Below are 12,742 nucleotides of genomic sequence, written 5' to 3' on the forward strand. Positions count from 1 at the left end.
GGGGCGGGCCTCGAAAAGGCCCGCCCCGCCCCTGCGCAGGAGAGTCAAGGAGGGAGACGACAATCGATGGGCCACTACCGATCACACCTCAGGGACGTGGAGTTCAACCTCTTCGAGGTCCTCGGCCGCGGGGAGGCGTACGGCCGCGGTGCCTTCGCGGGCACCACGTCGGAGACCGCCCGCGACGTCCTCGGGGAGGTCGAGCGGCTGGCCGTCGGCGAGCTGGCGGACTCCGCCGTCGAGGCGGACCGCACCCCGCCGGCGTACGACCCCGGGAACCGCACGGTGACGCTGCCGGAGTCCTTCAAGAAGGCGTACGCCCGCTGGACGGAGTCGGGCTGGCACCTGCTCGACCTGCCCGAGTCGCTCGGCGGAGCGAACGTACCGCCCTCGCTGCGCTGGGCCGTCGCCGAGCTGGTCCTCGGGGCCAATCCGGCCCTGTACATGTACCAGTCGACGGCCGGCTTCGCGAAGATGCTGGACCGCCTGGGCACGGAGGAGCAGCGCGGGCTCGCGCGGCTGCTGGTGGAGCGCGGGTGGGGCGCGACGATGGTCCTCACCGAGCCGGAGGCCGGCAGCGACGTGGGCGCGTGCCGGACCAGGGCCGTCCAACAGGCGGACGGCAGCTGGCACATCGAGGGCGTGAAGCGGTTCATCACCTCGGGCGAGCACGATCTGGGCGAGAACATCGTGCACTTCGTCCTGGCGCGCCCCGAGGGGCACGGCCCCGGCACCAAGGGGCTCTCCCTCTTCCTGGTCCCGAAGTTCCGGATCGCCGACTGGAGGACCGGTGAACTCGGGGACCGAAACGGCGTGTTCGCCACCTCGCTGGAGAACAAGATGGGCCTGAAGGCCTCCGCCACCTGCGAGTTGACCTTCGGCGCGGAGACCCCGGCGGTCGGCATGCTGCTCGGCGAGCGGCACGACGGCATCCGCCAGATGTTCCACATCATCGAGCAGGCCCGGATGATCATCGGCACCAAGTCGATGGCCACGCTCTCCACCGGCCACCTCAACGCCCTGGAGTACGCCAGGGTCCGCACCCAGGGCGCCGACCTGACCGCCCTCGCGGACAAGTCGGCCCCGCGGGTGCCCATCCTGCGCCACCCCGACGTACGCCGCTCGCTGCTGCTGCAGAAGGCGTACGCGGAGGGGCTGCGCGCCCTCGTCCTGCACACGGCCACCGTGCAGGACCGGATCGCCGAGGCGGAGGCGGCGGGCCTCCGCGACGACGCGGCGCACGCCCTCAACGACCTGCTCCTCCCGGTCGTCAAGGGCTTCGGCTCCGAGAAGGCCTGCGAGCACCTGGGACACGCCCTGCAGACCCTCGGTGGCGCGGGATACACCCAGGACTTCCCACTGGAGCAGTACATCCGCGACACCAGGATCGACACCCTCTACGAGGGCACCACCGCGATCCAGGGCATGGACCTCTTCTTCCGCAAGATCGCCAGGGACCAGGGCCGGACGTTCGCCGCCCTCCTGGCCGAGGTGAGGAGAACAGCGGCGGACACCCCGGCGAACGGCGAACTGGCCGAGGCCCACGCCCTCCTGGCCCGCGCGGCGGCCCACCTGGAGGCGATGGCGACCACCCTCGGCGGGCACCTCCTCGCGTCCCTGGAGAACCCACCCGCCATCTACCAGGTGGGCCGCAGCACCACCCGCCTCCTCATGGCGACAGGCGACGTCCTGGTGGCCTGGCTCCTGCTCCGCCAGGCGGAAGTGGCGACCCGCAACCTGGCCGACCCCCCGCGCCGCACCCCACGCGCCTTCTACCGGGGCAAGGTGGCGACGGCGATCTTCTTCGCCCGGGAGGTGCTCCCCCTGGTAGCCGCCCACCACGACATCGCCACCCACGAGGACCACACCCTCATGTCCCTGCCGGACGACGCCTGGTAACCCGAAACGACCACGACACCGGGCCGCTCTCCGGCGCGCCAGGATCGAGGAGCGCGATGACGGCCACCGCACCCATCAGGGCGATCAGAACCCTTGCTTCACCGGCTCAAGGATCGCCACGCACTCCACGTGGTGCGTCGTCGGAAAAGGATCCGACAGAAACATGTGAAAGGAAACCGCAGGTCAGTGGCCCGCAGGCCGCAAAGCGGAAGGCGGGGGGCTCCATCGCGTGGGCAGGTCAGAGGCGGACGGTGATCAGGGCGATGTCGTCCCGGCCTCCGCTTGCGACGCCGAGGCGCGCCAGGACGGTGTCGGCGACCTGTTCGGTGCCCAGGTGGCCGCAGTCGCCGAGTGCGTCGGTCAGGCGGCGCAGGCCGACGTCGATGTCCTCGTCGCGTCGTTCGATCAGTCCATCGGTGTACAGCACGAGGGTGTCGTCGGGCTTGTAGGGCAGGCTGGCCTGCGGGCGGGGGACGTGCAGGGGGCGGGCGCCGAGGGGCGGGTCGGTGGCCTGGTCGAGGAATTCGCAGCTGCCGTCGGGGTGGGAGAGCACGGGTGGCGGGTGGCCTGCGCTGCTGTAGGTGATCAGGCGGCTGCGGGTGTCGACGACCGCTTTGAAGGCGGTGGTCCCCAGAGCGCCGTCCACGGACCGGGCGTACAGGCCGAGGACCTCCAGGGCCTGGGCGGGGCGCGGTACGGCGCGGATGGTGGCGGACAGGGCGCTGCGGAGCATGCCCATGACGGCGGCGGCCTGAAGACCGTGGCCGATGACGTCGCCGACGGCGAAGGCGAGCAGGTCGGGCGGGATGTCGACCACGTCGTACCAGTCGCCGCACACGTTGAGGGAGCCGACCGCGGGCAGGTAGCGGACCGCGACATCACGGTGATGGTCCAGGTCGGGTGCGTGGAGCATGGCTTCCTGCAAGGCGACGGCGACCTCGCGTTCACGGGTGTGGGCCTGGCGCAGTTCCTCGTTCAGGCGTTGCAGTTCCCGGGCCCGGGCGTACAGCTCGGCTTCCAGGCTCTGGGCGCTCTCCAGGCGCTCCCCCACCCGGATGCTCGTGGGGTGGGCGTCCTGGTGGGCCTTGACGTACGCGGTGACGTCCTCGACCCGGTGGATGATGTAGGCCACCTGTCCGTCCGGGCCCGGGACGGGGGTGTTCACCGGGGACCACCAGCGTTCCTCGAACACTCCTGGCCGGCCCATGACGGGGATGTCGTACCTCTGCAGAGCCATCGAGTCCGGCTTGCCGCCGGCCAGCACCCGGTGCAGGGAGGCATCCAGGTTGCGGACCCCGTCCGCGTCCAGGTCGGCCGGGTTGTCGGGGAACGCGGCGAAGACGTGCCGGCCGACCAGGTCCTCACGGGTGCGCCCGGTGGCCGCCAGGTACGCCCGGTTCACATCGACGATCACCAGGTCCGGGCCCAGTACCAGGTAGGGGCTCGGAGTGGCGGCGAACAGCGCCGCGTGATCAACCTCCGATACCACCGGTGACCACTTCCCTCCGCCCCCAGCGGCTCCGCCTTTCAGCCTATGGCCCATCCCCCGGCTGTGCCCGCCGGGCGGAGGACCCTTGACCGAGGCGGCCGGGCCGCAGCTCCGCAGCCTCGACGAACCGACCGGCAAACCGGCCAAGCCCACGATCGATCACCTGGGACAGCCGACTGACGACGATGTCGTCCGGGATGAGATCGTTCCCGCATGGCCGACACGGACGAAACAGAAACCGACGTCGAGCACGCCGTCATCGCCCGCTACCGACTGGCCGATGACGGCCTCGGCGAAGCCGGCCGACGGGAGGTCGTCCGCCAGGCCCGGTCCCGGCTGGCCGAGGCTGTCGAGCAAGCCGACGTCGGCGAGCTCGACGGAAACGAATACGGAGGCGGCGAGGTTGCCCTCTACGCCTACGGGCCGGACGCCGACGCGCTCTTCGCCGTGATGGCACCCGTCCTGCACGACCTCCCGTTCCGCCCGGCCCACGTCATCTTGCGCTACGGCTCGGTCGATGACCCGTCGGCCGCCGAGCACCGCGTCGACCTCTGACAGGACGAGTCGCCAGCCCCGGAGGACGGGCGCCTGAGGAACTTCGCGAACGTCCACAATCCCGGGGCGTGCGGCAAGCGCGTCCCTCTTCCCGGGTCAGCCGCCGGTCAGCAGCAGCTCTGCGAAGGGCGTTCGCGCGTGGGGCACCGAACGGCCTGTGCGCGTGGTTGTGAGGAGACCAGCGGCGCGTAGGGCCGCGGCGCGAGCCGAGGCCGTGGCGTCGCTGACGCCGATGCGGCGGGCCGGTCCTTGGCCGCACCTCCTTCGTCCAAGGAGCGCAGCAGCGCGAGCCGGGTGCGCCCGAGCACTCCCGCGAGGGGCTCCCCCGCCCGGCCGCCCCTTCCGGGACGAGCGGCAGCCTCCGGCCCGCCGGGTAGGTGAGCACCGTCGGACGGTCTGGCAGGTGCTGAACGAGCGGGTCGCGACGCCGGTGGAATGTCGGGCGCATGATCATTCCGCGTCCGTCCGAGGTGTATCTCTCGCATGCCCCCCGGCACCCGGCCCGGGCCCTTCCCGGACTCCGTCCAGTGCAGGCATCGGACAAGGGCCAGACCGGCGCGACTACCGTCTCGCGGGCCGCCCGCCGGGCCCGACCGAGCGTCCGCCAGGCGTCGGCGGTCCCGCCGTGCAGGGCGCGGATCCACGACGGGACCGGCCGTCGCGCGTACACCTGCTCGATCCCGGCCCGCACGGACTCCGGCGGGCGGCCCTGATCAGCGCGACGCGCTGCCCGGCTGCCGGCCACGATGCCGCACCAGGCAACGCGCCCGCCGCAACCGGCGCCGCCGGAACGGACCGATTTCTTCACGTCTCTGCAGAGCCGGACCACCCGGGCCGAGCTCAGCACCCAGGTGACCTGCGTGATCACAGATCTGACGCCCCGTCAGAACGAGTGTCGTCCCAGCGTCGAGATATCGCCCGTAACGCCCGCACGGCACATACCGCGCACCCACGAAACCGCAGGTCAGGCGTCCTTCTTCACCGGCTCCAGGATCGCGACGCACTCCACGTGGTGCGTCATCGGAAAGACGTCAGCCGAACCCGAGACCCTCATAGTCGCAGGTCACCGCGCTTCTGTGCCCGCTCCGAGCACCCTTTCTGCGGCCCGGAGCGTCAAATGAGCGTCATGGCCATCAGGGGACACGCCTCTCCGGACCTCAACGTCTTCCACAAGCAGACCGCCCACTCTCCTTGGTCACCATGTCATCTGCCGCCGTGCCTGCCGTTCCTTACTCTCCCTGCCGTGACCCCCCTTCGCGGCCGGCACATCGAGCGCAGGACGCCGCCGCGGGAGAAGCCGGCGCTCCTACCTCCAGCTCAGGGGAACCGACGCTGGTGGGCGAGCCGCCGACAATAAGTTCCCTGGCTCGATGCAAGGCCTCGCGGAGGGGTGCACACACCAAGGCAATGCTGGCGAGCCCAGCAGCACCCAAGAGATCGGGGACGATGCCCCCTTCCGGGAAGAGGAATGCCCCGACAACGAGGCCCACAGCCACCGCCATCCTTCTCAAACCCGCGAGTAGGCGGGCCCTAAGCGGCTCAGCCGTTGCCCCCACCACCTCCACCTCTGGCGCTTCCGCCAGGAGTACGCCCTCAATGATCACCAGGCTGTCGTGCTGGTGACGTGGGCGGCAGCTCTGACGTAGAGCGCCCGCAGCGAGCAAGGCCATGCCTCGAACCGCTCTGTCGCGGTCTGCTCCCTGAGAGAAGAGGTAGCGCTGGCTTGCACTGGAAAGTGCCGCAGTCAGGCGTTCTGCGGTGACCCTCGCCCCTTCACGGGCCTCCGGCGGCATCGTGCGGGTTGTGTGGCGTGCCTGCGCACTCAGAGAGTTACAGAGCCGACTGAGGCCCCTGCCGTATACCTCAAGTGCCGAATCCTGCGTACGGCGGGTGGCCGGGAAGAGGACCAACTCCAAGAAGCGGACTGAATCCACCGTAGCGACCCCAGCCGCGTCCGAAACAACGGCAGCCCTGTAGTCAGCCGCCATGAGCGTAAGCGAGATGGCAGTGAAGCCAGCAACGACCCCGGGCATCCAAGGCGCGACCGCGCCCCCGGACCACGCTGCCCACCAGAACGGAACCACCGTAACCACGACGGGAACCACCTGCAGAAGAGCTGAGACGCACCGCCCGGCGACGATACGGTGCCACCGGTCAACGAGGTCGCACCTGTCCGGCCAGGCTTCCGCCGGTACATCGAGGCGCTCCAGTTCAGCGAGCAGCGCATCGACGCGCCTTTCGGCAGCGTTGCGACGAACACGCCTCACCCCAGGTAGGCGATACACTCCACCGCCCAGTACACGGGTGCGGCTCCGCCACAGCGTGGCGATCCACACGGCCTCGAAGAAAGTCCACCAGCCCCAGAGAAACGAGATGTTCCCGAATTCCGTGTGCGTCATGACCAGCAGGGTGACAGCTGCACTGACAGTGATGCCGCTTGACCTTCGATGGGCGCGACTCAACGACCACGCATTGCGCTAATCAGTCTGCCCACGGCGGTCGAGCGCGCCACAGTGCCACGACGAAGCCGCTGTTCCCCGATGCGGAACTGCGAAACCGAAACTCTGTTTGGATACAGCTACCGACGCTGTTCGTCAATCAGTTCGAGGTAGCGGGTGTATTGGACATCGGTGATCTGCCGGTTGCGGACGAGGCTTCCTTCTTCCATCCGGTAGGTGCGGTCGGGATCGCCCTTGAAGGAGAGCCAGTTGAAGGACGTGGTGACCCAGACGTCGTCGTAAACGAGGACCTTTGCGTGCGTGCTCTTCAGGCGGGTGAAGGTGAACTTGTCCTGGTATCGGGCGGCGAGGTTATTGAGCTTGCGGACGGCCGCCGGGTCGGTCTTGGTGTCGTTCTCCTCGTAACCGTAGGCGATGTCGATCTTCACGCCACGGTTCAGGCGGGCCTCCAGCTTGCCAAGGAACGAGGTGGTGATGATCGCGTTCTTAATCCACGGGGAGATGAGCAACAGACGGCGACGGGCGTGGGTGAGGGCTTGCTCGAGGATCTCCGGGTGCTCGAAGACACCAATGGCACGGATCTCGTCCGCCTGAGGCTCCAATGCCGCCGGCGGTGCTGGGGTAGGGTTCTGGGCGCCAAGCTGGAAGGCAGCTTGCTCCGCACGGTGCTGGGTGACTTCCTGAAGCGGCACCCGAGCTGCTTCCAGGTCGGCTTCGAGAACGGGGCGTTCGGGCGGCGGGGCAACGGTGATGCCGAGCGCCTTGGCGCCACCGTGGCCAATCAGGACAAGCTCGTGGGCGTGACTGAGCTCGCCGTCGACGACGACGCCGAGCTGGATGTCGGCGCGTTCTTCGTCGGCGTACACGAGGATCTTGACGGGCAGCACACGACGTGACGGGGCCTGGGAGATGCTCTTGACTTGGAGTACCTCGCGGTTGGTCGTGCCATTCTCACGGAGCAGGGCGGTGATGTCGGCCGCGGTGATGTCGCCGTCCTCAACGGGCCCGGACCGGGCGGCGGGCAGCATGATCAGACCGTCATCCTCAGCCTGGCCACGTCGCATGGTGGCGTTCCGGTTGTAGGGAGCCACCTTCCACAACATCTGGTCGTACACCACGGCCTGGTTGACGCGCACAGGCTCCACGGCAGCCGCCGTCTCGGCGGTGACGCGGCCCTTGTCCGTCAGTCGGAGCCGCAGGTTGGCGGGCTCGGTTCCTGGTGCCGGCGGAGCCCACCTGAGGTCGTCGGAACGGAACAACTCGGCGAGGGTCTGGTCGACCATGCGCTCAGGCAGGCCGAGCATTCCGGAGATGCCGCGTTGGCTGGTCACCCCCTGCTGGACCAGCCGCAGCACGAACTCGTCCAACAACGGCAGGTTCTTGCTGTCCTGGGCGAGTACGTCGGCCGTGACCAGGGCGACGGGCAACGCGGCATCGATGACGGTGATCAGCTCGAGGCCAGGGCGGGCGTTGTGAAAGCGGACAGCCAGCAGGCTGTCCGGGCTGAAACTATGCGTCACGGATCTCGCACTCCTGCGGGTGAGCGCCGATGTAGTCGAGGACGTCGCGCAGGGCCCCGGGCTTGCTGCGGCAGAAGCCGGCGTCACCAACGATAATCAGACCGAAGCGGGCACGGCTGAGGGCGACATTGATGCGGCGCCAGTAGGGCTGGCCGAGGAACCCGAAACGTCCCTGGGCGTTGCTGCGGGTCACGGAAAACACGGCGAGGTCGCATTCACGGCCCTGCACGGCGTCCACCGACAGAACCTCTGGGGTGATGTGCTTGAGCTTCAGAGAAGCCAGTCGTCGTGTGAGCTCTGTGACCTGGCGCCCGTACGGGGCAATGACCAGCACGTCCAGCTTCCTGCTGCCGGGAACCTGGATGACCTTCTTGTCGATGGCCTGGTCGATGACCTCCAAACGGCTCATCGCCAGCCTGCTCTCCAGGGGATTGGAGATGCTGGTTTCGGCAGAGCTCCGGTCGGACTCACGTCGGCCGGGCAGCGCGCTGGTGTCCAGCCAAAGCACCGGCTTGTTGATCGTGGCATATCCGGTTAGCTCATGGTTGCTGGGCGAGATCAGCTGTCCCTTGTAGAAACAGGTACTGATCATGTTGCCGATCGCCGGCGTCATCCGATACTGCTCGCGCAGCAGGTGTTTGACCGGCTCATTCGTGTGGTTGGCGAGGTACTGGAACAGCGTGGTCTGCACGAGCTCAGGAATGAGCTGATGGTCAGCCATGACCTTCTCGTCGCGCAGCAGATCCTCATCGATGGGCGGCAGCTGGTTGGTGTCGCCGACCAGGACCCATCGCTTGGCACGGGCCAGCGGTACTAGTGCCTCGGTCGCGGTCGCCTTCGACGCCTCGTCGAAGATGCACAGATCGAACTCCAGATCCCTGACTGCGCGGTGGCCGAGGAACCCCAGGGCCGTACCGCCGATGACTTGCCGGGTGCGGAGAAACGCGCCGATGAGGTTCTGGTCGGTGCCGATGCGCTGCAGCCACTCACCCTGCAGGCGCAGCAGATCCATCAGCTCCCGTCCGGGCCCGGACGGGCCGAGGAGGACCTCAACAGCATCACGGGCGTCGGCAGCACTGAGGTCTTCGCGCAGGGTGAGCTCGCCGGTGAGCATGGACTGGACCTGAGCGAACAGCTCGGAGCGCTGCTGGAGGAGCTGCTCCTGGCGGGCGCGGGTGGTGACGAGCTCCTCGGCGAGATCCCTGGCGGAGGTGGTTCGATCGGGAGCCGGCCGGTTCGACAACTCCGCGAGCTTGGCCGTCACGTGCGCGAGGCTGGCCGCCACGGAGGCGAGTTCCTCCAGCACGACGGCTGCCTTGAGGTGACGAGCCTCCAGTTGGCGTCTTGTAGCCACCGCGTCCAGGTACTTCTCCGCCCGCGCCCGCACGCCCTGGGTCCACTTCTTGATCTGCCGGTCCAGCAGCAGCGGCTGAACACTCTCGGCCACCCTCGGATCGCCAACGTTGCCCAAGCGGACGAGGCCTTGGATGCCGGCGTCTTCGATGCGCTTGAGCGCATTATCGATGGCGATGTGGGTCTGGGACACGATAAGGATCCGGGCATGCGAATCGCGCTTGAGGGTCTGCTCGACGATCTCGGCAATCACGGTGGTCTTGCCAGTGCCGGGCGGCCCTTCGACAAGCAGGAGCTCCTGACTGCTCAGGGCGTGGGTGACGACGTCCCGCTTGCTCCTGTCGAGGTCGGCACGGAACCAGCTGGTGACCTCTGCCGGCGGCCTCGAAGCAATGGTCGCAGGATCATCAATGATTTGCCGGAGGCGAGGGTTGGCTGTCTGGCCAGCAGCAACAGCGCCCAGAGCATCGCGCTGACGGTTGATGGCGACCTGACTCGGCCCGAGAAACGGTAGGAGAACACCCCGGGAGGGAAGCACCGATGCAGGCCGCGTCATCCGCAGCACGGCGGTATCGCCGGTGTAGCTGGTCACCTCGCCGCGGTCGATGGTCCGGCTGTAGGGGTACTCAGCAACCGACCACTCCTGGCCGATCTCCATGACCGTATCGGGCGAGGAGAGGTGGAACACGCGGGTCTGGCCACCCCCTTCCATCCGCTCGTACCCGATCTGCTGCCGCCCCTCGGCCGCGACGTCCTCGCGGGCGTCCAGCACCCGGCGCCAGCCGTCGAACAAGTCACCAAGCTGGTTACTCGCGCGGGCATTGTCCCGCTGCTCGCGCGCCTCCAGGTGCGCGTCAAGACTGTCCAGCAGGAGGTTGAGCCCAAGGTGTGCCGGATCCTCGCCTGGATCGTCGAAGGTCCAGGTCAGAACAGGGCCGAGCTTGAGGGCTGAGGCACGGCGTTTGGCCATCCATTCCTCCGGCCGCTCCTCTGCAGAGAGGATCACGCACCGGTCTGGATAGTTCTCGTCGTTGACCAAACGCAGGAACAGCGCCCGGCCGAACACCCGTACCGTGCTGGTGTCGACCTCCTGGGTCTGCGTGTTGTAGCCGTAGTCGACGTGCACGGTGCCAGAAATGTCCTGGAGTACATCTGCCTTCATGCGTACCCAGTCGATCTCCTCGCCAGTCGGGGCATTGCTGAGGCTCTCGGCTGCACGTCGGGTCATCTTCAGCCAGAGCCCGTTGCGGCGGCGTGCGTCTCGGTTGCCGCAGACCCGCTCGGCCTCGAGGAGCTGGTGCTCCAGAACACTGGCGTTGGCCGGCCGTTTCTGCGGGTCGAAGTCGATGCAGGACTTCAGGATCGCTCGGATCTCCGCATCCAGTTCCAACCCGTCCAGAACGGTGGACAGTTCGGGATAGTCCTTGGCCTTGCTCCGGGAAAGCACCTGGATCGCAAGAACCGCGTATGCGTAGACATCCCGTACGTACGGGATGGCCTCGCTCTGCTCCGGCGGCGCGTACAGACTGGAACGGAAGTCGGCCACTGTCTCGTCCGTGACGAGTGTTGCCGCAGAAAGGATCTTGGCGATTCCGAAGTCGGCGAGCTTGACCGTGCCGTCACCACTCAACAGCACGTTGCCTGGCTTGATGTCGCGGTGTTGGATCTGGTGCTCATGCGCATACGCGAGCGCGGAGGCCAGTGGCCTGCCGATACGGGCGAAGAACGCCTGCCAGTCCAGAGGCCGGCCGTCCGCCATCTCATCCTTGAGACTGCGTTCGATCCACTCCAGTGCGATGAAGTACCGCTCACTTTCGGGATCCCAGCCGGAGTCGAGCATGCGCACGATGTTGGGATGCTTGAGAGTCTTAAGCGCTCCCGTCTCCCGCTCCAGGAAGATCTTCGTAGCAGCGTCATCGCGCTGCTTGAGCAGCTTGACGGCGACGTAGTCACCACCCTCGGTGGTGACATCGACCGCCTTACGGACCTCTGACAGACCCCCGCGCCGGGGCTCCTGAGCAAGCAACAGAAACCGGCCGTTGATCGTCGTCCCCACCCATTGCTCCTCGCTCAACCTTGCTGCGATCGCAGCTCGCCCCGGACGCCCATCATGCCAGCGAGCTGCGCTGCCAAGCAGCCGTTCTGCGAGATATGCAGCGAGGGGAGCCGTACCGTTCGGGCCTTTGCCCAGACGCTCCCTAGCTACCTCGGAATGGGGCTCCAGAGTGGGAACGTACTCGGTTCCCGAGCTAGGCAGGGAGGAGCTGATCGCAGTCTGGAGAGGAACCCAAGGCCACCTGAGCACGCAGACGTCTCCGGTCCTAACCATGCAGGCTAGGGCGGACACACCTCTCATGCGGGCTCATGCTGCGATGGTGAGCGGAACGTCCAGGCGCTCCCACGCCCCGAGCACTGCCTTGTGGGCATCAGGCTGGAGGTGGGCGTAGCGCTGGGTGGTCTGGAAGCTCTCGTGGCCGAGGAGGTGCTGGACCTCGTAGAGCGAGACTCCCTTCTGGACGAGCCACGAGGCGCAGGTGTGACGCATGGAATGCGGCGGATAGTGCGGGACGGGAAGCTGCTCACCGTCGGCATCGAAGTAGTGGGCATTCTCGATGGCCGGCCACCAGGTCTGGCGGCGCCAGTTGCCGTCGTCGAGCCGACGGCCGGCGCGGCCCTTGGTGACGGTGGTGAAGACCAGGGCATCGCGGCCGAGTGGGTGAATGTGCCGTTCGAGGACGTCCAGGACGTGTGGCGGGAGCGGGACCTCCCGACGGCTCCTCGAACTCTTGGGGTACTCCTTGATGCCGCTCTTGGTGTTGACCTCCACCACGAACAAGCGGGAACGGCGCCGGTCGATCCGATGGCGATGCAGGCCGGCGAGCTCGCCCCAGCGCAGACCCGTGTAGAAGCCGAGCAGGCACATGGTGCGCCATGGGGCCGGGAGCTCGTCGACGATGCTCTGCGCCTGGTCGAGGGTGAACCATTGCGGGGGCTTGATCGCAATCTGCGGCAGGTCGACGCTCCGGCAGGGGCTGACCGCGATGACGTCGTCGTCGACGGCCGCACGCATGATGGACGACAGCAGGTTGTACGCCCTCTTGATCGCCGAGGCACCAACCCCCTTCTCGACCAGTCCGCGGATCCAGCTCTGGACGTCCATGCGGGTGACGGCCCGCATCTCCCAGTCGGCCCAGTGGGGCAGCACGTGGTTCTTGATGCTGGAGGCGTCACCGCGCAGCGTGTGGGGCTCGACGACGCGGGCCTGCCACCAGCGGGCGTGCCACTCGCGAAACGCCATCTCGCCCGCTCGCGGGTCCCGCATGCTGCCACGCGCGAACTGGGTCTCCATCTCGGTACCCCAGGCGCGGGCCTGTGTCTTGAGGGGAAACGACTCGCTGAACCGGTCTCCAGCCCGGTTGCGGACGGTCGCCTGCCATTTGCCGGACTTCAGCTTCCGGAGGTACGTG

Annotated in this window: 7 protein-coding genes; 2 read left to right on the forward strand and 5 right to left on the reverse strand. The window is 67.7% G+C overall.

The features are described from left to right. Positions 1-66: 66 nt before the first annotated feature. Positions 67-1,899 carry an acyl-CoA dehydrogenase gene (locus tag K7G60_RS09975; protein ID WP_225800458.1) on the forward strand — a complete coding sequence of 611 codons (1,833 nt, stop codon included), beginning with the start codon at positions 67-69 and terminating at the stop codon, positions 1,897-1,899. Positions 1,900-2,137: 238 nt separating this feature from the next. Here K7G60_RS09975 and K7G60_RS09980 read toward each other — a convergent pair whose 3' ends face one another. Beyond that, positions 2,138-3,388, reverse strand: coding sequence for a PP2C family protein-serine/threonine phosphatase (locus K7G60_RS09980; protein WP_225800459.1), 1,251 nt, complete (start codon positions 3,386-3,388; stop codon positions 2,138-2,140). Between the two features lie 213 nt (positions 3,389-3,601). Here K7G60_RS09980 and K7G60_RS09985 point away from each other — a divergent pair, with 213 nt between their 5' ends. After that, positions 3,602-3,943 (forward strand): hypothetical protein, encoded by a 342-nt coding sequence (locus K7G60_RS09985; RefSeq protein WP_225800460.1) that lies wholly within the window; start codon positions 3,602-3,604, stop codon positions 3,941-3,943. Positions 3,944-5,172: 1,229 nt separating this feature from the next. Here the strand turns inward: K7G60_RS09985 and K7G60_RS09990 are convergent. The 4 genes from K7G60_RS09990 to K7G60_RS10005 form a co-directional block, all read right to left on the reverse strand. Then, positions 5,173-6,342, reverse strand: a complete 1,170-nt coding sequence (locus K7G60_RS09990) for a hypothetical protein (protein WP_225800461.1) — start codon at positions 6,340-6,342, stop codon at positions 5,173-5,175. 179 nt (positions 6,343-6,521) lie between these two features. After that, positions 6,522-7,922, reverse strand: coding sequence for a hypothetical protein (locus tag K7G60_RS09995; RefSeq protein WP_225800462.1), 1,401 nt, complete (start codon positions 7,920-7,922; stop codon positions 6,522-6,524). Continuing rightward, positions 7,912-11,331, reverse strand: coding sequence for a serine/threonine-protein kinase (locus K7G60_RS10000; RefSeq protein WP_225800463.1), 3,420 nt, complete (start codon positions 11,329-11,331; stop codon positions 7,912-7,914). Before K7G60_RS10000 ends, K7G60_RS09995 begins: the two co-directional genes overlap by 11 nt. A gap of 306 nt (positions 11,332-11,637) precedes the next feature. After that, positions 11,638-12,624 (reverse strand): site-specific integrase, encoded by a 987-nt coding sequence (locus K7G60_RS10005; RefSeq protein ID WP_225800464.1) that lies wholly within the window; start codon positions 12,622-12,624, stop codon positions 11,638-11,640. Positions 12,625-12,742 lie beyond the last annotated feature (118 nt).

The sequence above is a fragment of the Streptomyces sp. NK15101 genome, assembly GCF_020400725.1.
Classification (GTDB): domain Bacteria; phylum Actinomycetota; class Actinomycetes; order Streptomycetales; family Streptomycetaceae; genus Streptomyces.

Bases quoted from the DNA above. Each gene is read 5' to 3' on its own strand.
- K7G60_RS09975 (WP_225800458.1), top strand. From the start codon at position 67: ATGGGCCACTACCGATCACACCTCAGGGACGTGGAGTTCAACCTCTTC.
- K7G60_RS09985 (WP_225800460.1), top strand. From the start codon at position 3,602: ATGGCCGACACGGACGAAACAGAAACCGACGTCGAGCACGCCGTCATC.
- K7G60_RS09990 (WP_225800461.1), bottom strand. From the start codon at position 6,342: ATGACGCACACGGAATTCGGGAACATCTCGTTTCTCTGGGGCTGGTGG.
- K7G60_RS10005 (WP_225800464.1), bottom strand. From the start codon at position 12,624: ATGGAGACCCAGTTCGCGCGTGGCAGCATGCGGGACCCGCGAGCGGGC.